Origin of the sequence: Mesorhizobium sp. 2RAF21 (assembly GCF_052115345.1) — a bacterium.
Taxonomy (GTDB): domain Bacteria; phylum Pseudomonadota; class Alphaproteobacteria; order Rhizobiales; family Rhizobiaceae; genus Mesorhizobium; species Mesorhizobium terrae.
Map to the genome: position 1 here is coordinate 22,530 of NZ_JBFRGM010000019.1, position 20,580 is coordinate 43,109.

General features: G+C 61.7%; 21 protein-coding genes and 1 pseudogene. 12 read left to right on the forward strand and 10 right to left on the reverse strand.

Going from position 1 to position 20,580, the window contains the following annotated elements:
• Nucleotides 1–12 precede the first annotated feature (12 nt).
• Together AB4136_RS25845 and AB4136_RS25850 are read left to right on the forward strand one after the other, a co-directional pair.
• Nucleotides 13–987, forward strand: a complete 975-nt coding sequence (locus AB4136_RS25845; protein WP_137900797.1) for a hypothetical protein — start codon at nt 13–15, stop codon at nt 985–987.
• Nucleotides 988–1,402: 415 nt separating this feature from the next.
• Nucleotides 1,403–2,812: a hypothetical protein gene (locus AB4136_RS25850; protein ID WP_441931744.1), complete on the forward strand. Its 1,410-nt coding sequence runs from the start codon at nt 1,403–1,405 to the stop codon at nt 2,810–2,812.
• Nucleotides 2,813–3,412: 600 nt separating this feature from the next.
• Here the strand turns inward: AB4136_RS25850 and AB4136_RS25855 are convergent.
• The 5 genes and pseudogenes from AB4136_RS25855 to blh form a co-directional block, all read right to left on the reverse strand.
• Complete coding sequence (locus tag AB4136_RS25855; protein WP_137900798.1) at nt 3,413–4,195, reverse strand: sulfite exporter TauE/SafE family protein; 783 nt, start codon at nt 4,193–4,195, stop codon at nt 3,413–3,415.
• A gap of 66 nt (nt 4,196–4,261) precedes the next feature.
• Nucleotides 4,262–4,693 (reverse strand): DUF6691 family protein, encoded by a 432-nt coding sequence (locus tag AB4136_RS25860; RefSeq protein ID WP_137900799.1) that lies wholly within the window; start codon nt 4,691–4,693, stop codon nt 4,262–4,264.
• 2 nt (nt 4,694–4,695) lie between these two features.
• A complete protein-coding gene (locus AB4136_RS25865) occupies nt 4,696–5,124 on the reverse strand; it encodes a YeeE/YedE family protein (RefSeq protein WP_137900800.1) in 429 nt (142 codons plus the stop codon).
• 5 nt (nt 5,125–5,129) lie between these two features.
• The gene (locus tag AB4136_RS25870) at nt 5,130–5,468 is read right to left on the reverse strand and encodes an ArsR/SmtB family transcription factor (protein ID WP_441931746.1); all 339 of its coding nucleotides are present in this window, start codon (nt 5,466–5,468) and stop codon (nt 5,130–5,132) included.
• Nucleotides 5,469–5,474: 6 nt separating this feature from the next.
• Nucleotides 5,475–6,809: pseudogene (gene blh / locus AB4136_RS25875) on the reverse strand (bifunctional sulfur transferase/dioxygenase Blh).
• A gap of 223 nt (nt 6,810–7,032) precedes the next feature.
• Here blh and AB4136_RS25880 point away from each other — a divergent pair.
• From AB4136_RS25880 to AB4136_RS25900, 5 genes are all read left to right on the forward strand, one after another.
• Nucleotides 7,033–7,458: a hypothetical protein gene (locus AB4136_RS25880; protein WP_137900801.1), complete on the forward strand. Its 426-nt coding sequence runs from the start codon at nt 7,033–7,035 to the stop codon at nt 7,456–7,458.
• The gene (locus AB4136_RS25885; protein WP_137900802.1) at nt 7,431–8,189 is read left to right on the forward strand and encodes a class I SAM-dependent methyltransferase; all 759 of its coding nucleotides are present in this window, start codon (nt 7,431–7,433) and stop codon (nt 8,187–8,189) included. The genes AB4136_RS25880 and AB4136_RS25885 overlap by 28 nt, the downstream gene beginning before the upstream one ends.
• Before the next feature lie 292 nt (nt 8,190–8,481).
• Nucleotides 8,482–8,871, forward strand: a complete 390-nt coding sequence (locus AB4136_RS25890; RefSeq protein ID WP_024925122.1) for a winged helix-turn-helix transcriptional regulator — start codon at nt 8,482–8,484, stop codon at nt 8,869–8,871.
• Nucleotides 8,872–9,201: 330 nt separating this feature from the next.
• On the forward strand, nt 9,202–10,356 hold the full coding sequence (locus AB4136_RS25895; protein WP_024927268.1) for a porin: 1,155 nt from the start codon (nt 9,202–9,204) through the stop codon (nt 10,354–10,356).
• 462 nt (nt 10,357–10,818) lie between these two features.
• Nucleotides 10,819–11,511, forward strand: a complete 693-nt coding sequence (locus tag AB4136_RS25900; protein WP_137900803.1) for an MOSC domain-containing protein — start codon at nt 10,819–10,821, stop codon at nt 11,509–11,511.
• Nucleotides 11,512–11,572: 61 nt separating this feature from the next.
• On the opposite strand, the gene AB4136_RS25905 is transcribed toward AB4136_RS25900, so the two are convergent.
• Nucleotides 11,573–13,495, reverse strand: coding sequence for a L,D-transpeptidase family protein (locus AB4136_RS25905; RefSeq protein ID WP_024925119.1), 1,923 nt, complete (start codon nt 13,493–13,495; stop codon nt 11,573–11,575).
• A 223-nt stretch (nt 13,496–13,718) separates the two neighbouring features.
• Nucleotides 13,719–14,465 carry an SDR family NAD(P)-dependent oxidoreductase gene (locus tag AB4136_RS25910; protein WP_024925118.1) on the reverse strand — a complete coding sequence of 249 codons (747 nt, stop codon included), beginning with the start codon at nt 14,463–14,465 and terminating at the stop codon, nt 13,719–13,721.
• A gap of 100 nt (nt 14,466–14,565) precedes the next feature.
• Here AB4136_RS25910 and AB4136_RS25915 point away from each other — a divergent pair, with 100 nt between their 5' ends.
• Both AB4136_RS25915 and AB4136_RS25920 read left to right on the forward strand, forming a co-directional pair.
• Nucleotides 14,566–15,198, forward strand: a complete 633-nt coding sequence (locus AB4136_RS25915) for a TetR/AcrR family transcriptional regulator (protein WP_024925117.1) — start codon at nt 14,566–14,568, stop codon at nt 15,196–15,198.
• 74 nt (nt 15,199–15,272) lie between these two features.
• Entirely contained in the window at nt 15,273–15,668 is a 396-nt protein-coding gene (locus AB4136_RS25920; protein WP_024925116.1) for a rhodanese-like domain-containing protein, read from the forward strand.
• A 17-nt stretch (nt 15,669–15,685) separates the two neighbouring features.
• Here the strand turns inward: AB4136_RS25920 and AB4136_RS25925 are convergent, their stop codons facing one another.
• Entirely contained in the window at nt 15,686–16,597 is a 912-nt protein-coding gene (locus tag AB4136_RS25925) for an alpha/beta hydrolase (RefSeq protein WP_024925115.1), read from the reverse strand.
• Nucleotides 16,598–16,645: 48 nt separating this feature from the next.
• Here AB4136_RS25925 and AB4136_RS25930 point away from each other — a divergent pair, with 48 nt between their 5' ends.
• Nucleotides 16,646–17,098: a MarR family winged helix-turn-helix transcriptional regulator gene (locus AB4136_RS25930; RefSeq protein WP_024925114.1), complete on the forward strand. Its 453-nt coding sequence runs from the start codon at nt 16,646–16,648 to the stop codon at nt 17,096–17,098.
• A gap of 35 nt (nt 17,099–17,133) precedes the next feature.
• Here the strand turns inward: AB4136_RS25930 and AB4136_RS25935 are convergent, their stop codons facing one another.
• Together AB4136_RS25935 and AB4136_RS25940 are read right to left on the reverse strand one after the other, a co-directional pair.
• Nucleotides 17,134–17,745, reverse strand: a complete 612-nt coding sequence (locus AB4136_RS25935) for a pyridoxamine 5'-phosphate oxidase family protein (RefSeq protein WP_024925113.1) — start codon at nt 17,743–17,745, stop codon at nt 17,134–17,136.
• Nucleotides 17,746–17,911: 166 nt separating this feature from the next.
• Nucleotides 17,912–18,265 (reverse strand): gamma-butyrobetaine hydroxylase-like domain-containing protein, encoded by a 354-nt coding sequence (locus tag AB4136_RS25940; RefSeq protein WP_024925112.1) that lies wholly within the window; start codon nt 18,263–18,265, stop codon nt 17,912–17,914.
• Nucleotides 18,266–18,464: 199 nt separating this feature from the next.
• Here AB4136_RS25940 and moaA point away from each other — a divergent pair, with 199 nt between their 5' ends.
• Both moaA and AB4136_RS25950 read left to right on the forward strand, forming a co-directional pair.
• Nucleotides 18,465–19,460, forward strand: a complete 996-nt coding sequence (gene moaA, locus AB4136_RS25945) for a GTP 3',8-cyclase MoaA (protein ID WP_024925111.1) — start codon at nt 18,465–18,467, stop codon at nt 19,458–19,460.
• A gap of 154 nt (nt 19,461–19,614) precedes the next feature.
• The gene (locus AB4136_RS25950; RefSeq protein WP_024925110.1) at nt 19,615–20,535 is read left to right on the forward strand and encodes a DMT family transporter; all 921 of its coding nucleotides are present in this window, start codon (nt 19,615–19,617) and stop codon (nt 20,533–20,535) included.
• Nucleotides 20,536–20,580 lie beyond the last annotated feature (45 nt).

The window sequence follows — 20,580 nt, forward strand, 5'->3', positions numbered from 1 at the left end:
GGTGGAATTTAGATGCATTTTCCACAAAGGGTTTTGATAGTATCCGTTAAAGGAGACCTACACGCTGCTGTAATTAGAAAAACCATCTCTAAACAAATCGGCATAGATTGCTGCATATTTGAAGTAGATTCAATAGCATACTCATCATCAATTACAATAAGAGACATAGGAAAGGAAGTTGAGTTCAGCTTCCTTGACTCCGATGGCGTCAGACGCCAAGCGTCGGAATTTGCTACTATTTGGTGGAGAAGAGGAAGCCGCGAGCAGACGATAGAGGGCATTGGCAATTTGAGCGCAGCCCAAATTGATCTTATCAACAATGATAGCTCCGCCGCCTTCAGAGGAGGTCTATTAGCTGCATTTGATGGGCGCTGGATAAATCACCCTACAGCCAATGCAGCGGCAGAAGATAAGATTTTACAGCTTGAAGCGGCGTCAAGGGCCGGATTTCGGATACCTGTCACCCTCGTATCTCAAGACTACAACGAGGTAAGGCAATTTTTGCGAAATTTGGGTGGCGAGGGTGTTCTAAAAACACTCAGAGGCACCCGCCTACAAAATCTGCTTTCTGTAGCGATACAAACAGATGACATCGACGCAGTTGCGGTGAATGCGTCACCGGCAATATATCAGGAGCGTATATCCGGGACAGAGCATCTTAGAATCCAAGTGTTTGGATCGAATATTTACTGCGTCAAAATTTCCAGCAAGGAGATGGATTGGCGCGACAATTTGGATATTCCGTCGGTAATTGTCGAAGTTGATGAGACCACGCGTGGCCGCATCTTTAGGATTATGCACGAGCTAAATCTAGAGATGGGGATTATAGATATGAAAATTCTACCGTCTGGAGAGCTTGTCTGGTTGGAAATAAACCCGCAAGGACAGTTTCTATTTCTAGAACCTATGACGAAATTCGACTTTAAGATGGCTTTCGCAAAATTTCTTTCTGGCTCGACGGTCCGTCACATTGAATATGTAAATTAGATATTCTATCCGCGCATCCAGCATGGTCACCAACGATGTTTGCTTCCGGACGACGATAAAGCCTAGCTCTATCGTCGACAGGCGCAAAGCCGCTAGTAATCGCTTCAGCTGAAGATGAGGGTTCTTATCAAAATCGAACCTCGACGCCCCTTGTCAGTCAATCCGTTCAACGCCTGAACACCGACACCATTTGCCTGGTGGCAATTCTTAAGGCCCGCGCCAATCTGGATCGAATGTGAGGAGTCTCATGGAAGCTAATGCAGGTCTTGCACTAGCTTCGAATGAAGGAGGCAGAGAAACGTGATGCCGGCTGCCACCTTTAACAAATTGGCTCCGCCAATGGCGTCGAAAAGCACTTGGTTTCGTTGGGATTTTGCGAATGAGGACATAGTTTTCGACAACGGGGGCAATTCGGATGTCGACCAAATTACTCAGGAAGCTTGCATTCGTAGCAACAACCTTGTTGGCGATGGGCACCATCGACCGCGCTTCGGCCGAGCCGTTCGCCTCATGTGGGCTGATGCCGATCGAAAGAAGCACCGCCTACAATCCGCAGACTCATTCGATCAATCTCCCCTGGCGCACCGACCTGCCGGCAGCACTTCCGGCAAGCTCAAATCACGCCTGGGCGAACATTCCTTTCAGCGATTGGCGGGCCTACATGGCCGCGGTGCTGAGCGAGGCGAAGGCCGCCGGCCTGACCATCCAAGACGGCAAGGCGACGATGCGTGCCGACGCGCAATGGTGGATCTCGCCGTGGATGGACTACACTCCCAACGGCCGCGAACGAAATCTTGGCCTGACGCGCGAACGCAGTCCCGATCCTGGCGACCTCGCACCCGGATCGCCGGGCGGCCTGCAGGTTTGGGCGGTCGGGTTCTACAATGCCGAGGGCGCCTATGCCTTGTCGCAGGTCTTCAGCCAGCCCTGCAATCCGGCCATTCCCGCCGCCGGCTGGACATTCCCCGACCAGGCGGCCTCCTTCAAGCTGCTTTTCACCAACGCGACCAAGGATCAGATCCCCTATCTCGACGGCTCGCCCGAGGTTCTCGCCTATATTGACGGCCCGGCCGGACAAGGACGCACGGAACAGACGGTTCGCTTGCTCCAGGTCGATATCGCGACCCGCGATCCCCAATCGCCGACCAAATGGGTCTTTGGCACCTTTGCCTGGAAGGGACCGAAGTCTGGCGATGGCCTTTTCGACAACCTCGTCCCGGTCGGTTTGATGCAGGGCAACGACCCAGATGCCGCGACCCAGAACCGCGACGACTTCGCGGTTCTGGCCGAAACCCACCTCAACGACGACCTCGCCGGCTTTGTCTGGCGCGGTCCGGGCCAAACCTGGAACGAACGCCCGTGGCCGGGTTTTCAAGGGCGTTTGAACGGACCTGCAGACAACCTTCGCTCATCCTGCATCTCGTGCCACGCGCTTGCGCAATGGCCCCGATCCAAGGCGCTCGGGATTGTACCGAGCGGCAATACCTACAGCCTCGCCAACCTCAACGATCGTGCCGTTCGCGACGATCTGCGCACCAAGTACATGACCAATGTCGTCGGCGGCAATCTGACGATCCCGTCGGAAGCGACACCCGCGACCGGGTGGGGCGGCGCCAGGCCACTAGACTATTCTCTGCAGCTGGAGGCCGCCTTCACGCGCCTCTGCAGGGCATGCAAGGAGGGTGCCTTGCAGGGACCGACCCCGAGCCTCTGCGGCGTCCAGGGCATACGCGACTATATCTCCACCCCGACATGCCCGAACCCCGCGCTCTTCCACGCCACGGTAGATGACCTGGCCGAGGACAACGAATTGCCGCGACAGTAACACCAGCGGTGGGGACCACGATCGAGCGTTGTGGTTCCCACCTCGCAGCCGCGAAATATGGGCAGTTGCCGGCGAAACCTTTGTCGGCCAACAGAATCGCAAGGTGGGAACCGCTACGGCCGAACCCCGCCAGCGTTCCCGCCATGGCGCCCTCCAGGCCGCGTTTCACCGCATTTGCGCCCTCGCGGCGCCCCTGGACGCGCATTCGCGCAACTTCACTTGGCAGACGACTATGGCAAGCCGCTGGCCACTATTCCACCACCTTCCCCGCGTAATGCGTTGATTTCCATAAGTTCTCGGCGTTTCCCGGCAAATCCCGCTTATTCCCGCCGTCCCTCGGTCATATGCCAAGTGTCCTTGCGCGTTACATTTGCAGCGCGCAACTTCACTTGGCATCAATTCAGAATGCTTTGAAAGCCGGTTGAAGGCCCGTTCGCGGGCCGGGCACCAATGTTCCTCGTGGCCTCGCCAAGCCAGCCGCTATCAGGGTCTGTCGAGACCTGTGCCGTCGACTTCACAATCGAGAGCCGCGCCCATGGCGGTCGAACCGGTCTGTGGACGCAAGGGCTAAGCGGCACAGGCAGCGCTCTGCCAGCGCTGTTAGCCACCGATCATATTGCGCCAGGCCATGTAGATGGCGACGACGACGATCATCAGCGCAAACAGCATGTTGAGCGCGCCATTGCGCGTCTCAAGCAGCATGGCGGCCCTTGAGCCGCCGAGGCCGCCCGCTATGCCGCCAGCGATGAAAACGAAGGCGAGCGACCAGTCGACCATGCCCGACAGGGCATAGGAAATAGCGGTGGTCATGCCAAAGGCAGCAACGGCGACCAGCGATGAGCCGATGGCGTTGATCATCGGCATGCCGGTCGACGCGACCAGGCCCGGCACGATCAGAAAGCCGCCACCGATGCCGAAGAAGCCGGACAACAAGCCCGTGCCGCTGCCGAAACCCATTACTCGGGGCGCGTTCTCGCGACTGCAGACGGCAGTCGGATCGCCGGCAACGCCGCGGCGCCGGAACATCAGCGCCCCGACGACCAACATCAGGCCGGCAAACAAGAAGAGCAGATGGCGACCGTCAATGGCCTTGCCGAGCGACGAGCCGAAGAAGGCGCCCAGCACGCCGGCAGCACTGTAGACGGCGGCGCAGCGCCAGTTCACGGTGCCGTTGCGAGCATGGCTGGCGAGCCCGGTCATGGCATTGGCAGCGACCGAGACGGCACTGGTGCCGATGGCGAGATGCGCGTTGGGAACGCCGACGAGATAGACCATCAGCGGCACGGCCAGGATAGAGCCTCCGCCGCCGAACAGGCCGAGGCTGAGGCCGACAACGCCACCGGAGAGTGCACCCAAAGCATATTGAACGGGTTCCAGAAACATGGCCCGGTCCTTTCCGATCTGAAATGTCTGTGTTGCCGGACGGTCAGTTGCGGTCCGGCGATGTCGTCACGCCGCGGCGGCGGCGAGCTTTCTGTTGGCCACGATGCGGGCCAGCCACATGCCGAGGAACATCGTCGGCAGGAAGACGTAGGCACCGGCAGCGCCCAAGGTTGCGGCGGTCAGCGCCGGCCCCGGACAGAAGCCGCCAAGGCCCCAGCCGATGCCGAAGATGGCCGGTCCGACCAGCACCTTGCTGTCGATGTCGGTCTTCGCCGGCAGGTGGAACGTGCTGGCGGCAACGGGCTTGGGACGGCGAAGCACGATGCGGTAGCCGATGAAGGCCGTGACAACGGCGCCGCCCATGACGAAGGCAAGCGACGGGTCCCAGGTGCCGAACAGGTCGAGGAAGTTGCGCACCTTGGCCGGGTCCGACATGCCCGACACGACGAGCCCGACGCCGAACAAAAGGCCGAGCGCGAGATTGACGAGAAACGACATGGTCATGCTCCCACGATGTGACGGACGACGAGGACGGTGGCGAAGGCTGTCGCCATGAAGGTCATCGTGGCGACAAGCGAGCGCGGCGACAGCCTGGAGAGGCCGCAGACGCCGTGGCCACTGGTGCAGCCATTGCCATACACAGAGCCGAAGCCGACCAGCAGCCCGGCCACGGCCATCAGCGGCAGATTGGACGAGACCGACTGCAGCACCGCCTGCCCCGTCGCCATGGAATAAATCACGGGCGCCGCAATCAGCCCCAGAACAAAACCAAGGCGCGACAGGAAAGCGCCGTCGAGATAGGGCGGCAGCAAGCGGCCAGCGATGCCGCTGATGCCGGCGATGCGCCCTTCCCAGGCCAACAGCAGAGCCGCGGACAAGCCAATGAGGACGCCGCCAAGGGTGGAGGCGATCGGCGTGAATTCGGTCATTTCTCTCAGCTTTCGTTTCTGGCGTCAGCGCCCGGGGCACAGAACATCTGGTAGAGCAGGGTAACGACCGCCCTCACCCGTTCATCGGCGAGCCGGTAGAAGACGGACTTCGATTCCTTGCGTCCGACGATCAGGCCCGCATCGCGCAGCTCGGCGATCTGCTGCGACAGTCCCGGCTGCCTGATGCCGAGACTGTCTTCCAGTTCGCGCACCGAGTGCTCGCCGTCGACAAGCGCGCAGGCGATCATCAGCCGGTTGGGATTGGCGAGCTTCTTGAGGAATTCGGATGCCTCTCCTGCCCGTTGGAGCAGATCGGCAACCGGCATGTTCGGTTGCTGGACCATGGTTCTCTACCCCCAGTTCGCGCCCTGCAGCGCGTCGAGCGGGAATTTCAGGTAGCGCTTGCCGTTGGCCTCGGGCTCCGGCAAGCGGCCGCCATTGATGTTGATCTGCAGCGCATGCAGGATCAGCTTTGGCATCGGCAGCGTGCGGTCACGCGCCTCGCGCACAGCGACGAACTCCGCCTCGGTCAAGAGCTTCGAAATGTGCGAATTGCCGGCCTTCTGCTCGGCAACCGTGCTTTCCCATTTCGGCTCGCGGCCGCCCGGCTGGTAGTCGTGGCCGGTGAACAGCCTCGTTTCCGCCGGCAGCGACAGGATCTCCTGGATCGACTGCCAGAGCCGCCCGGCGCTGCCACCGGGAAAATCGGCGCGCGCGGTGCCGCTGTCAGGCATGAACAGCGTATCGTGGATGAAGGCCGTGTCGCCGACGACATAGGTGATCGAGGCCAGCGTGTGCCCCGGCGAGAAGAGCACCTTTCCCTCGAGTTCACCGACGGAGAAGGTCTCGCCCTCTGCGAACAGCTTGTCCCACTGCGAGCCGTCCGCGTTCAGCTCCGGCCAGTTGTAGATGCCCTTCCACAGTTTCTGGACGTCGACGACACGTTCGCCAATGGCGGTCGGCGCACCCGTCTTCGACTTGAGATAACGGGCCGCGGAGAAGTGGTCTGCATGCGGGTGGGTATCGAGGATCCATTCGACCGCCAGCCCCCGTTCCTCGATGAAGTCGAGGATGTGGTCGGCATTGACGGTCGCCGTAGTGCCCGACTTCTCATCGAAATCGAGCACGGGATCGACGATCGCACACTTCTTCGTTGCCGGATCGGCGACGACATACTGCACCGAAAAGGTCCGGGGATCGAAGAATGCGGTCACTTCGGCTTTCAGGTTCATGGCAAGCCTCACGATCGGTTCAGGTTCAAATCGTCAGTTGTTGTTGCGCAGCCAGTCCTTGGCACCGGCGAAATTGATGCCGAGCCGCTGACCGACCGCGTCGAGTTCGTCGGCCGACATCCTACCGTCGAGAACCTCGCCGATCGCCCACAGCGTGGCGGAGCGTGTGCCACCCTTGCAATGCGCAAGCACGGGCCCGTCGGCCTCGACTACCGCCTTCTGGAAGGCACGCACCGTCTCAAGCGTATAGCGCCCCGGCGCCACGGGGATGTTGACGAAATCCATGCCCGCCTGCCCCGCAAGCGCGGCGGCATCCGCCATGCTGGGCTGGGTCGGCTCTTCATTCTCGGGGCGGTTGTTGACGATCCTGCGGATGCCGGCCTCGCCGGCGGCAGCCACATCGGCCTCGGTCGGCTGTCCGGAAACCCAGAGCTTATCGGTCACCTTGATCATCGCACATCCTCTCGAAATCGCTTTAAGCCGCCGCACTCACATGGCGCGGCATCATTTTCGATATCTAGATATTAACGATTACATTTTTTTGCAATAGATATTTTGCAATTAACAACCCGCAGGCCTTACCGCCCGAAGCCACGGCTTTGGTCAAACAGGAAGCGGACTGGAGACCTCGCCTCGGATTCGAACCGGGGTTAACGGAACTTGCAGGTTTCGTGCGTTGCCATCCCGCCCCGAGGTCACGAAGGGTTTATATCGCACGACGACACACTGGAAAACCGGCAAGCCGACGAAGCTCTCACTTTTGGCGCTTCTGAATCTCAACCTTGCGGCGGACTTCATCCGGCTTTCGGCGGCGATGTCTGCGCTTATCGGACCGGTTGAAACCCCGCGCGCCATCGCTGTCACGCAATCAGGCGGAAGGCCAATCGCTCATAGAGACGTTGGATTGACGCTCAACGATCGAGATCACCACCGCCTGCCCTGCCTCGGTTACAACCGCCATCCGCCCGCGGCTTCGGGCACCGGCGACGGCCTCGCAGAACACTGGTCACCGAAACGGGAAAACGATATAATTGCAATTCGTTGTGCCGTCTTTCTTCAGAAAGCGATCCGCGGATGGGGTTTGCTCAACCACATCAACTGAAGTTGGCTTTCGACCGGCTTCGCTTCAGGCTGCATCGCGACGGGTTTGCCGCGCTTGTGCGGGTTGGCATGGCAAGGTTGCGAGGTCGGCGGCATCAAAATGCCGAAGGCAGCGCGTTCGATCGTGAATTCGGTACCGACACCGAAGGCAATGTTCCTTTATGGCAGTTGGAGATCGATAGTCCCCATCAGCTTGAAGGAGCGCACTATCAGACATTGGCGCCCTTTCTGATCCGCAGATCGATCGAGGCTTTGTCGGCAAATCTGGAAGATTTTTCCTTTTGCGATCTGGGCTCCGGGAAAGGTCGCATCCTCATGATCGCGTCCGAATATCCCTTCAAACGAGTGATCGGCGTGGAATTTTCGCATGAGCTGAACGCGGTCGCCGCCGATAACATTCTGAAGTACCCCGCATCGAGGCGCGTCTGCCAGGATGTTTCGACACTTCAAATGGACGCGATCGACTACCAGTTCCCCTCCGGGAATCTGCTGGTTTTCCTGTTCAATCCCTTTGGGGAAACCGTCCTGCGGGGCGTTCTTGCCAATCTGGAAAGCGCGCTCCTGCGCGAGGAAAGAAGCGTCTGGATCGTCTATTTCAACGCCGTTTGCGTGCGATTGATCGACGAAAGCGGCTTGTTCAGCAGGGTCGAGATTTCAGACACATTCGTTGCCTTCAAACATGAGCCGGGGATAGGGACCGCCATGCCCGCGATCTCGGAATCCACCCCATAGGACGGCTTTTAGTCGTGCAAGCCAGGCCCGGATCGCCACCGTGATTGTTCCCACCAAGGGCCTGTTTCACCGCCATGGCGGACTGACGAAGTCTCCGCTAACGCGATTTTGATCTGGCACCGGCTCCCTGAAACCGGCGCGCGGGTGCATCCTGTCGCACCGATTCTGGCCGCCGTCTCTTCGCCAACCTTGCGAGAGACATCCGCAGAAAATCTGCTGGAACTTAAGCGCCGCCAAGACCGTTAGAGGCCATTCGTCCCATTTCCAACCGGGGGTCCTTCAGGAGTGCATTATGATCAATAGTACCTCGGATCGTAGCGAGGACGAGGACCGCGTCGTACACGAACTTTTCGCCGACAAATGGACCATACTGGTTTTGCAGGCCATCTACCGCGCCGAAAGCGCTTTACGCTTCAATGTCTTGAAGCGCCAACTGGTGGGCATCACCCAGAAAACGCTGACACAGAGTTTGCGGCGGCTCGAACGCAACGGCCTGATCAGCCGGCGACTGGTCGACACTGCGCCTCCTGGCGTCGAATACAGCGTGACAGACCTCGGGCGTTCGGTGCGGACATTGCTCAACGCTATCCACCATTGGACGCACGACAACGCCGACCAGATTACGCGGGCGCAGCATCTTTTCGATCAGAAACAGCCCAAGCCGTCTAACGGCGCCTGGTGAGCTGCGATCCGTGACGTTATTGCAACACCGTGACAATCATGTCGGCGCTGAACAGCGCCGAACACTCCGTCACTCCGCCGGGCCATCCATCAATGTAAAATTATAAATTTCTCAATTACACAATGGAATCAATGACTTTTCAATTATGCGGTATCCAATGATATACTTAGTAAATATTCCGAATGTTACAGACCAGTCACTTTTTTGTTACTAACGATAGCGGCCATGATCTAGGCATAGTTCGCCTTGTTTGGATCGGGAACTTCCGGCGAGGATTGCAATCGCGACAGGGGGAACTTGACGATCCCAAGGCACGGACAGGGGATTTCAGTGAAAATCCATACTTTACTTCTCAGCACCGGTGCGGCTCTGCTCGCAGTCTCGGGTGCACGCGCCGCCGACGCTGTCGTCGTCGCCGAGCCGGAACCGGCCGAATACGTCAAGATCTGTGACGTTTACGGCGCCGGCTACTTCTACATCCCGGGCACTGAAACCTGCCTGCGCATTGGCGGTTACATCCGTTACGATGCCGGTCTTGGCGACCGGGGTACCTTCGACGGCGCGCGTACCAACGACGTGCTCACCGGCAAGCAACAGAACACCTGGAACAAGAACACCCGCTTCACGCTGAAGACCTGGACCGGTCAGGAGACCGAGCTCGGCACCCTGAAGACCTACACCGAAACCCGCTTCAACTTCGGCAACGACAACAGCAATGCCGATGCTCGCAACCGTGGCATTTCGCTGAATTTCGCCTGGATCCAGCTCGGTGGCCTGCGTGTCGGTAAGGACGAATCGGCCTACGACACCTTCTCGGGTTACGCCGGCAACGTCATCCAGGATACGCTGGTTCCTTACGGTGAATTCGACACCAATCTGATCAGCTACACTTTCGACGCAGGCAACGGCTTCTCGGCGATCGTGTCGCTCGAACAGGGTTCGGGTAGCTACAATACCTTCGTGAAGGATGGCACCGGCGCCTGGGTTCCCGGCATTGTCGACAACACCATCGACAGCTACGCCCCGAACGTCGTGGTCGGCGCCAAGTACACCCAGGGCTGGGGCGGCATCACCGGTGTCGTTGCCTACAATCCGAGTTGGGAAGAGTGGGCCGGCAAGGTTCGCTTGGACGTGAACGCCACCGACCAGATCTCGCTCTTCATCATGGGCGGTTACGGCACGGACGACCACGCGGCTCGCAGCTTCTACAAGCCGTGGGGCGGCAACTGGGCATTCTGGGGCGGTGGCTCGTACAAGTTCAACGAGAAGACCACCTTCAACACCCAGGTGTCTTATGACGAGCAGAAGAACCTCGGCGTAGCCGCGAACGTGGCTTACCAGATGGTTCCGGGCTTCACCGTGACGGCCGAAGTTGACTACCTCAACGAAGGCAAGCGCGGCGACGCCGACTGGCTCGGCAGCTGGACCACCACCGACAAGAAGAGCAGCGTCGGCGGCATCCTCCGCTTCCAGCGCGACTTCTAAGGCTGAGGCTCTTTTGGTTTAGCGGGTGAAAGGTTTGACCTCCAGTCATTCGCTCTTTTTATCCAAGTGAAGACGTCATCAGACATCGACCCGGCCCCCATGGCCGGGTCGTTTTTTTGATGGAAAGCCAGGCGGAAACCGCCGCATCTACGTTGGCTGGCGGCACGACCATCGTCGCGGCCCGCTCTATCGCCGCTTTGGCCAAACCGCTAACAGGTAGCGATGCGCTATGAGTGGCTGCTTCACCTTGCCGGCATCCTGATCGCCATCGCCGTGGCAGGCCACGAGATGGGCTGGTGGTGAAGGCTGGACATCGCTCGATACGATTTGACCGCCCCCGGCCACCCAAGCCATGGGTCAGTCCTTTGCATCGCCTGGCGCCTTGATGGCCGCTGACGACAAACCCCAGATAAGGGCGGATATCGCAGCGACCTGCTCATTTTGCCGAGGACACTGCCCAGCATGACCACCTTCCATGTGACCGAACTGCGCATCGGGCAAGCGGTGCCGTTTGGCCCGGATGGCGCGCTGAGTGCCATCGACAAGCACAAGGTCGACGGGCCGGTTCGGGCGGAAAAACTCGGACTTGACGGCGACCAACAGGGCGACCGCAAACGTCACGGCGGCCCCGACAAGGCGATCCACGCCTATGCGGTTTCGCACATGCCGGACTGGGCAGCCGAACTGCCGCATCGCGCCGCGCGCTTCAGCCCCGGCGCCTTTGGCGAGAACCTGGTCTTGGACGGGATAACCGAAGCCGATCTCTGCCTCGGAGACCTCTGGCGCGTCGGTGGCGCGCTGCTGGAGGTCAGCCAGGGCCGCCAGCCCTGCTGGAAGCTCAACCTGCGCTTCGATCTGCCTGACATGGCACGCCGCGTGCAGGATACGGGGCGCAGCGGCTGGTATTTCCGGGTGTCAGAACCAGGCATCATCGCCGCCGGCGACCACGGCCGGCTGATTAAGAGGCGACATCCCGACTGGTCGGTGGCCAGGGTATCGCACCTTCTCTACCACGACCGCATGAACCGGGCAGCACTCGCCGGTCTCGCCGCCCTGCCCGGCCTGCCGGACAATTGGCGCCGCCTCGCCGCCGCCCGGCTGTCGTCGGGCCAGACCGAAGACTGGTCCCGCCGCATCGACACCCGCAGCCGCTGAAGGCGGACTAGCGTCATCACGCTGGCCGGAGTGATGGGCAAGCGCCTGTTGGGCGCTTGCGTCAGCTCGACGGGCTGCGCACCGCGGCGACTGCTTCCAGCGCCTGCCGCAAGCGGTCGTCGCGACCGTAGACGTCGTCGAAATATTCGACCTTGCCGGACATGTCGGGCCAGGCGGTGAAATAGGCGACATAGACCGGAATCTTGCGCGTCACCTGCTGCGAGGAATGGCCCTGCGCCAGCTTGTCGGCAATGTAGTCGACCGAGGTGTCGAGCACCGCGGCGGCCATGCCGCGCGGGTCCTGGAGGCGCACGCAGCCATGGCTCAGTGCCCGCATGTCGCGCTGGAAAAATGCCTTTTGCGGCGTGTCGTGCATGTAGATGGCGTGCTTGTTGGGGAACAGGATCTTCAGTTCGCCCAGCGCATTGGCCTCGCTCGGCTGCTGGCGCACATTGTAGGGGATCTTCGAACCGTATGCGCCCCAGTCGACCGCGTTGGAGGGAATGCGTTTGCCGCGCGCGTCCGTTACCTCATAGCCGGCCCGGTCGAGATAGCCCGGATCGCGCCTCAGCCTCGGCAGCATCTCGTTGACCAGGATCGACTGCGGCACGCCCCAATAGGGATTGTAGTCGACCTGCTTGATCTCATCGAAGAAGAAGCTGGTCTGGTTGGTGACCTTGCCGATGACGGTGCGCGTCTTCAGCTTCTCCACGCCGCCATCGATATAGCTGGCCGTGTAGGCAGGCTGATTGATGAACACGCGCGGGCTGCCCAGATCGGATGGATGCCAGCGCAATTCCTCCAGCGCGTATTGCACCTTGGCGATGCGGTCGGCCTTGGACGAACCGGCGAGAGCCGCCACTGTGCGCGGCCCGATGACGCCGTCGCCCTTCTGGCCTGCCTTCTTCTGCGCCGCCTTGATGACAGGCACGAGTTCCTGGCCATAGGTCTCGCTGGTGCCGAGCCTCGCCAGCACCTCGCCATATGCGCCGCCCATCTCGTCATCGAGGTCGCGGGCGATCAGCGACAACAGCTTGGGTAGCTCCGGGCTGGTCTCGCCAGGCTTGAGCTTCAGCTTGGGATCGACGACGATCTGGTTCTCTTCGCTGGCCTTCAGCGTTTCGAGTTCGACACGCAGCGCCTGGTATTCGGGATTCTGCGGATGGCGCGATTCCAGATAGGTGGCCGTCTCCTGGGTATGGGCAAGCGCCTTCAACGCGGCCTCGCGGTCGAACGGCTTCGCCGGGAAATCATAGTAGCCGGAGATTTTGTTGGGATCGATGCGGCCGTCCTGGGCATCGTCGATGTAGCGCAGCACGCGCGCCGACAGTGCCATTTCGAAGCGGATCATCTCCTTCGTGCGGGCTGCCGGATCGGTGACGGTCGCAACCGGCACCTCGACCGTGTAGTCCGACGGGGCAAGCCCGTAGCTCGCCGCTTCGCCCAGCACGCGCAGCGCCTGCTTGGCGCGCTCGTTGACCTCGGTTCCGGTCACCCAGATGAAGCCCGGATTGGCGGCGTAATAGGCGACAAGCGCCTTGGCATTGGCCGATTCGGCAAGAAGGTCGTAGCCCACCAGCCCGGCAAGAGCATCGCGGAACGCGCCGTCGGTCTGTCCCGGCTCGAACGCCACCTTCTGCGGCGCTGCCGACAGCGACGAAAAATCGACCCGGACCAGCGGATCGGCCTTGTAGGTATTGTAGGTCGGCCCGGTGATCTTGGCGATCGCCGCCTGCTTGCGTGTGCCGGGCGGTGGTGGAAACTCGCCGCGCCGAACCTGTTTGCGCGGCTCGCCACGCCCATAGGTGTCGCCGAAATAATCGTCGCCGCCGCGCATGGAGGGCGACTGGCCCGGCCTGCCGCCACTGCCGCCGAACAACATGTCGAACAGCCCGTCGGCACTGGCCTGTGGGGCCCCGAGCGCCAGCGTCGCGGTCAAAGCCGCGATCGAAAGCAGCACGGTTTTCTTACCCAGCGATTTCATGAACCACCCTCTCCAGCCCGTTCCTGGGCCCCGAATTCCGCCGCGGATGCTCTGGTCACAGGCGTGGCGGTTCTATGGCAGGATGATAACGTTTCACACCCTTTTGGTTAAGCCTCCATGAAACCACTCACACTGTTGCAGAATGGTCCTGTGGGAACTGGCCAGCGGGGCGGGAATCCATCCCTACCCCGCTATCAACGAAATCAGGCCCGGAACGGTTGCCTCAGATGTTGGCGCCGCCGTCTATGGTGAAGGCCGAGCCGGTGACGAAACGGCTTTCCGGACCGGCAAGCCAGGCGACCAGGCTGGCGATTTCCGAGGCATCGCCGAAGCGCGGCGTTGCCATCTTCTGGCGCTGGTGTTCGGCATGTGGCCCGTTGGCAGGGTTCATATCGGTGTTGGTCGATCCGGGATTGACGATGTTGGCGGTGATGCCACGGGACCCGAGATCGCGCGCCAGCGCCTTGGTGAGCCCGACCAGCCCCGCCTTGCTCGCCGAATAGGCGGCAAGCCCCGGGTCCGACACGCGGTCGGCCAGGTTGGATGAAATCGAAATGATCGAGCCACCCTCGCCCATCAGCGCCGCAGCAGCCTTGGAGGCAACGAACGGCGCCCGCAGATTGACCTCGATCGTTTCGTCGAAATCGGCAAGCGAAAGCTCGCCCACCGGAGCCGCGCGCCAGATGCCGGCGCTGTTGACCAGGATATCCAGCCGGCCGAGCGCGCCGGCCGCTTCCTTGACCGAACGTTCGACCGCCTCGGCGTCGCGATTGTCGGCCTTGATCGCGACGGCGCGACGCCCACTCGCCTTGATCTCCTTGACCACGGCTTCGGCCTTGTCGGCGCCGTTGACATAAGTAATCGCCACGTCCGCGCCTTCGGCCGCAAGCCTGCGGGCGATCGCCGCGCCGATGCCCCTGCTGCCGCCGGTCACTAGCGCTGCCTTGCCCTGCAAATTGGTGGAAGTCATCGATATTCCTTTCTGTATCAATCGATACATAAACATCTGGCGATGTTGCGCAGCGCCGTCAAGACATTTATGTATTGATCAACACAGAAAGGAAGACCCCATGGCCGACCGCGGACGTCCACGCAGTTTCGATCGCACCGCCGCCCTCGGGCGGGCGATGGAGGTGTTCTGGACGAAAGGTTACGAAGGCGCGTCGCTGAGCGACCTGACCACGGCGATGGGCATCAATTCGCCCAGCCTCTACGCCGCCTTCGGCAGCAAGGAAGCGCTCTTTCTCGAGGCCACCGACCACTACAACAAGGTGGTCGGCACCGAGATATGGCAAGCGATCGAGAGCGCCCCGACGGCGCGGGCCGCCATGGCCGGCTTCCTTGGCGCGACGGTCGACGCCTATTCGCGCACGGATTGCCCGCAGGGCTGCCTCATCGCGCTGAGCGCGCTGCACCGAGATTCCACCTCCGGCGCGATCTGCACCGACCTGCGCCGCCGGCGCGCCGCCAATGTCGATGCCTTGCGCGGACGCTTCCTGCGCAGCGTCGCCGTAGGCGATCTGCCGGCGGGATTTGACTGCGAAGCGGCGGCGCTGTTCTACGCCACCGCCCAGCACGGCATGTCGATTATCGCGCGCGACGGCGCCTCGCGTGAGGAACTGGCGGCGGTTGCGGATTGCGCCATGGCGGCCTTCCAGCCCCTGGTCGAGAAAGCACGGGCCAAGGGCGATCGCCACGCGTGACAAACGCGCTGCCGTATGCTGGAAATCCCCGCAACGATGTTTCGAAATTGACAGAAGACCTGCGGAGGAATGCCGTGAAGAAGGGCTTTCGCCAGATGCTGGACGAGGCCAATGCCGAGATCGAGGCGGTGTCGCCCGATCAGGCGGCGGCGTTGCTCGAGGACGACGGCACCATCTTCGTCGATCTGCGCGACCCGCGCGAGGTCGAGCAGAACGGCCGCATCCCTGGCGCCAAGCATTGCCCGCGTGGCATGCTGGAATTCTGGATCGATCCGGAAAGCCCCTATCACAAGCCCTATTTCGCCTCGGGCAAGAGCTTCGTCTTCTTCTGTGCCGGCGGCTGGCGCTCGGCGCTCGCCACCAAGACCGCGCAGGATATGGGCCTGGCGCCGGTCAAGCACATATTGGGCGGCTTCACCGCATGGAAAGACGCCGGCCTGCCGGTCGAACTGGCCGAAGCCAAGAAATAGAGCCGGCCTGTTCGAGCTTAGTGCACCAATTCGGGTTTGACGCGCTCAGCCGCGAAAGCGATCGACCTCTGCACCACGCCGGGATCGGCGAGGATGCGGCGGTGGCCGAGCCCTTCCGCCCGGTGCAGCCGGACATGGTCGCCAGCGCTGGCGTAAAGTTCGGCGTGGCGCATCGAAACCTCGCGATCGTCCGGCGCGTGGATAACCAGCGTCGGCAGCGGCGTCGTGGCCAGTTGCCGGTCGCCCTGGAATTCCGAGAGCGGTCGCCCGGAAAGCCTCTCCACCTCGCCGGCCATGACCCGCTGCGAGCGCGGACCGACATTGAGCATGCGGCTGAACTCGGCGAACAGGTCCGGGATCGAGCAAGGAGCCGCGATCAGCACCAGCCTGTCGGTGCCGACCGGCAGGAACCCCTTGACCGAGCCGACGGCCGCGTTGGTCGCCACGGCGCCGCCGAAGGAATGGCCGACGGTGGCGACGAAAGGGCCAAACCAGTCGCCGGCCAACCGTGTCGCCTCGACGGCATTGATCATGTTGAGCCTGCGGCCGCTGGAAGCGCCGTGCCCCGGCAGATCGAGCGAGACCACCCTGTAGCCGTCGCGCAAAAATCCTTCGATGAGCGCGCGCATATATTCGGTGCGCGAGCGCCAGCCATGGATGACGAGAACCGTCCCACGCGCCGCCTTGCCTGGCTCCGGGCGAAATTCGTGCACGGCGACGCAGCCTGCCTTGGTCTTCAGCCGATGATGGCGTGCCTCGGCCATGAAATCGGCCGCGCGTTCGACAGCGCGGCGCTCATTGTCAGTCGGCTTATTGACGTTTGGCGTGCGGCAGAACAATTGGAAGGCGATACGGCCCGCGAAACCGGGCGCGATACGCTCACCAACGCCGAACATGCCCCGGATGACCTTCAAACCAAATGATGCCATAGTGGCGATCCACCATATTAGTTCAATGATGAACATGTTAGTTCAAGAATGAACAAAAAACAAGACTTGCCTTGGGACAATCCGCGATTCCGCAACTGGATCGCTCTGGTGCGCGCCGAAAAGGCCGTGGTGGCGGCGCTGACCAAGGCGCTGCAGCCGCTGGATCTGAAGCTGGCGCAGCTCGACATGCTGATGAACCTCTACCGGCATCCCGGCATGTCGCAGCACGATCTCGCTCGCAAATTGCTGGTGGGACGCTCCAACATCACCATGCTGTTGCCGCAACTGGAAACGCGCGGCCTGGTCCAGCGCGAGAACGATGCCAAGGACAAGCGGGTGATGCGGCTCACCCTCACCGACAGCGGCGAGGCGCTGCTGATGGAGGCCCTGGCGATCTACAACGGACTGATCGAACAGGTGATGTCGCAGTCGTCGCCGGCCGAATGCGACCGCATGGGCGCCATGATGCAGCGCATCACCGAAGCCATGAAGGTGGAATAGCAGCGCCTGCTATCGCAGCGCGGCCCGGCAAAGCCTCACCACATCGACTTCTTAGCCCGCTCCGGCCATTCCTTGTCGTAGGTCTCGCCGTCGATGCCCTTGCGGCTGGTCACTTCGAGGATCTGGCCGGGGGTCGGCAGGCTTTTCGGGTCGACGTGTTTTTCCGGGTTCCACAATTCCGAGCGGTGAATGGCGCGGGCGCACTGGAAATAGACCTTTTCGACCGCGACCACCGTCACCGACCGTGCAGGTTTTCCTTCGACCGTGAACGACGCGCACAGTTCGGGATCGATGGATATTTCAGCGCGGCCGTTGACGCGCAGCGTGGTGCCCGAGCCCGGCACCAGGAACAGCAGGGCGACGCGCGGGTCGCGGATGATGTTCTTCAGCGAATCGGCGCGATTGTTGCCGCGCCGGTCAGGCATCATCAGCGTTCTTGCATCATGGATGCGCACGAAGCCGGCGAGGTCACCGCGCGGCGAACAATCCAACCCCTCCGGCCCGACAGTGGCCAGCGCCACGAAGGGCGAGGCTTCGATGAAGGCGGCGTATTCGGGAATGATATGGTCGAGTTCCTTCACCAGCGAAGCCTCGCCGGGAAGCCCGTAAAGCGCTTCGAGTTGTTCGACGGTCTCTATTTTCGACATCGCCCTCATCCTTGCTGCCCGCCGGCTAACGCAACCATGTAACAGTTTGACGACGAAGCCCGGCTAACGCATCGGCCCGAAAATCGGAATCGATTTTCGGTAAGCACGATGCGCAAATTCAAAGTGTTAGAGCGTCCTTTGCGCGTCCGAATGGACGCGCGGCGCTCTAACGATCCCGGCTCAGTCCCTTTTCCGACAATTCGTCCAGATACCCCTGCCACCGGCTGTCCATTTCGTGGCCCAGCGTATGCAGGTAGTTCCAGGTGAAGATGCCGGTGTCGTGGAAATCGTCGAAAGTGATGCGCACCGCATAATTGCCAACCGGCTCGATCTTGAGGATGGCCACGTCGCGCTTGCCGGGCACCGTCACCCGTTGCTCTGGCGAATGGCCCTGCACCTCGGCCGACGGCGACAGCACCCGCAGCAGTTCGGCCGGCAGTTCAAACGGCCGGTGGTCCGGAAAAGTCACCGTCAGCAGCCTGCGGTCCTTCGAGACCCTCAATTCCTTTGGTGCCGACATCGTGACTTCCTTTGCGATAATTCGCCTTCCTACGCCGCATGACCGCTCTTGGGAAAGCTGTTTCGCGCATTCGACACATTGTGTCGTTCCCCGCATCGGACGAAAAGCCAAGATCGGCGATCTTGAACGACAAGCAACTTCGTATCACATAGATGGTTATAGCGGGCCGCGCTTCGGCTCCGAGTAACGGAACTGCCGCATGAACATGATCGACCCGTTCGGTCGCACCATCAGCTATCTGCGCGTGTCGGTCACCGACCGCTGCGATTTCCGTTGCGTCTACTGCATGGCCGAGGACATGGCCTTCCTGCCGAAGAAAGACCTTCTGACGCTGGAAGAACTCGACCGGCTCTGCACCGTCTTCATCGAGAAGGGCGTGCGCAAGCTGCGCCTGACCGGCGGCGAGCCGCTGGTGCGCAAGAACATCATGCACCTGGTGCGCGAACTGTCGCGCCATCTGAAGAGCGGCGCCCTCGAAGAACTGACCCTGACCACCAACGGCTCGCAGCTTGCCCGTTTCGCCGGCGAATTGGCCGATTGCGGCGTGCGGCGCATCAACGTGTCGCTGGACACGCTCGATGCCGACAAGTTCCATTCCATCACGCGCTGGGGTCATCTCGACAAGGTGATGGCCGGCATCGATGCCGCCCAGGCCGCCGGCCTCGAAGTCAAGCTGAACGCGGTCGCGCTGAAGGGCTTCAACGACGTAGAGATACCGCAGATGCTGCGTTGGGCGCATGGCCGCGGCATGGACCTGACGCTGATCGAGACCATGCCGATGGGCGAGATCGAGGCTGACCGCACCGACCAGTATCTGCCATTGTCGCTGGTGCGCGCAGAACTGGAGCGCAGCTTCACGCTCAACGACATTGCCTACAAGACCGGCGGCCCGGCACGTTATGTCGAGGTCGCCGAAACCGGCGGCCGGCTCGGCTTCATCACGCCGATGACGCATAATTTCTGCGAAAGCTGCAACCGCGTCCGGCTGACCTGCACCGGCACGCTTTATATGTGCCTAGGCCAGGAGGATGCCGCCGACCTGCGCGCGCCGCTGCGCGCTTCCGAGGGCAACGAGCTGGTTTCGAATGCCATCGACGAGGCGATCGGCCGCAAGCCGAAGGGCCACGATTTCATCATCGACCGCCGCAGCAGCCGGCCGGCCGTGGCCCGCCACATGAGCGTCACCGGGGGCTGATCGGCCGATCGTGGCCGAACCGCTCCAAGACGACCAATTCCGACACGGAAGCGGAGTTTTCCGAACAACTTCCTGGTGCTGGCCCAGCGCTTGACCGTTGCAGTTTCGCGCGTCGGTGGTACGGCTTTGCTCGAACGCCTGACAGGAAACGCCCTTGCCTCTCTCGCCCAACCTCCGTGGCGCGCTCTACATGGTTGTGGCGATGGTCGGCTTTGCCTTCAACGACGCCATCACCAAACACGCCTCGGCCTCGATGAACATGGCGCAGGTCATGCTGGTGCGCGGCGTCTTCGCTTCCGCACTGATCGCGGTGCTGGCCTGGCGGCGCGGCGCGCTCGCCGCTCCGCATCTGGTGCTGCACCCGCTGGTTGCCCTGCGCGCGCTGGCCGAGGCCGGCGGCACGGTGAGTTTTCTCCTCGCACTCGTCCACCTGCCGCTCGCCAATGTCTCGGCGGTGATGCAGGCGCTGCCGCTCGCCGTCACCATGGGCGCTGCCCTGGTCTTCGGCGAGGGCGTCGGCTGGCGCCGCTGGCTCGCCATCCTGATCGGCTTTCTCGGCGTGCTGGTTGTCGTGCGCCCGGGTTTCGAGGGTTTCAGCGTCTATTCGCTACTGGCGCTGGCCAGCGTCGCCTGCTGCGCCGTGCGCGACCTCGTCACCCGCAAGATCCCGGTCGAGATCCCGACCATGCTGGTCTCCACCTCCACGGCGGTCGTCATCACCCTGCTCGGCGGCGTCCTGCTTGCCCCCATGGGTGGCTGGACGCCGATGACGACGGCAGATCTTGTGTTGCTCGTGCTTGCCGCCGGCCTGTTGCTGATCGGCTATCAGTTCGTCATCCTGTCGATGCGCGCCGGCGACATCTCCTTCATCGCCCCCTATCGCTACACGGCGCTGCTGTGGTCGCTGCTGCTCGGTCTCCTCGTCTTCGGCGATGTTCCCGATGCGACCATGCTGGCCGGTTCGGCCATCGTCGTCGCCTCCGGCCTCTACACGCTCTATCGCGAGCGTGTCGCCGGCAAGCACCGCATTGCCGCCGAAAGCACTGGACCGGCCATGGAGCCGGACGGCATATAGGCTGAAGGCGGGTGGCGGCTGGAATGCAGTCCGCCGCGGCAGGGG

Bases quoted from the DNA above. Each gene is read 5' to 3' on its own strand.
- AB4136_RS25890 (WP_024925122.1), top strand. From the start codon at position 8,482: ATGATCAATAGTACCTCGGATCGTAGCGAGGACGAGGACCGCGTCGTA.
- AB4136_RS25930 (WP_024925114.1), top strand. From the start codon at position 16,646: ATGAACAAAAAACAAGACTTGCCTTGGGACAATCCGCGATTCCGCAAC.
- AB4136_RS25915 (WP_024925117.1), top strand. From the start codon at position 14,566: ATGGCCGACCGCGGACGTCCACGCAGTTTCGATCGCACCGCCGCCCTC.
- AB4136_RS25940 (WP_024925112.1), bottom strand. From the start codon at position 18,265: ATGTCGGCACCAAAGGAATTGAGGGTCTCGAAGGACCGCAGGCTGCTG.
- AB4136_RS25870 (WP_441931746.1), bottom strand. From the start codon at position 5,468: ATGGTCCAGCAACCGAACATGCCGGTTGCCGATCTGCTCCAACGGGCA.
- AB4136_RS25850 (WP_441931744.1), top strand. From the start codon at position 1,403: ATGTCGACCAAATTACTCAGGAAGCTTGCATTCGTAGCAACAACCTTG.
- AB4136_RS25885 (WP_137900802.1), top strand. From the start codon at position 7,431: ATGGGGTTTGCTCAACCACATCAACTGAAGTTGGCTTTCGACCGGCTT.
- AB4136_RS25865 (WP_137900800.1), bottom strand. From the start codon at position 5,124: ATGACCGAATTCACGCCGATCGCCTCCACCCTTGGCGGCGTCCTCATT.
- AB4136_RS25860 (WP_137900799.1), bottom strand. From the start codon at position 4,693: ATGTCGTTTCTCGTCAATCTCGCGCTCGGCCTTTTGTTCGGCGTCGGG.
- AB4136_RS25910 (WP_024925118.1), bottom strand. From the start codon at position 14,465: ATGACTTCCACCAATTTGCAGGGCAAGGCAGCGCTAGTGACCGGCGGC.
- AB4136_RS25855 (WP_137900798.1), bottom strand. From the start codon at position 4,195: ATGTTTCTGGAACCCGTTCAATATGCTTTGGGTGCACTCTCCGGTGGC.
- AB4136_RS25925 (WP_024925115.1), bottom strand. From the start codon at position 16,597: ATGGCATCATTTGGTTTGAAGGTCATCCGGGGCATGTTCGGCGTTGGT.
- AB4136_RS25900 (WP_137900803.1), top strand. From the start codon at position 10,819: ATGACCACCTTCCATGTGACCGAACTGCGCATCGGGCAAGCGGTGCCG.
- AB4136_RS25905 (WP_024925119.1), bottom strand. From the start codon at position 13,495: ATGAAATCGCTGGGTAAGAAAACCGTGCTGCTTTCGATCGCGGCTTTG.
- AB4136_RS25845 (WP_137900797.1), top strand. From the start codon at position 13: ATGCATTTTCCACAAAGGGTTTTGATAGTATCCGTTAAAGGAGACCTA.
- AB4136_RS25935 (WP_024925113.1), bottom strand. From the start codon at position 17,745: ATGTCGAAAATAGAGACCGTCGAACAACTCGAAGCGCTTTACGGGCTT.
- moaA (WP_024925111.1), top strand. From the start codon at position 18,465: ATGAACATGATCGACCCGTTCGGTCGCACCATCAGCTATCTGCGCGTG.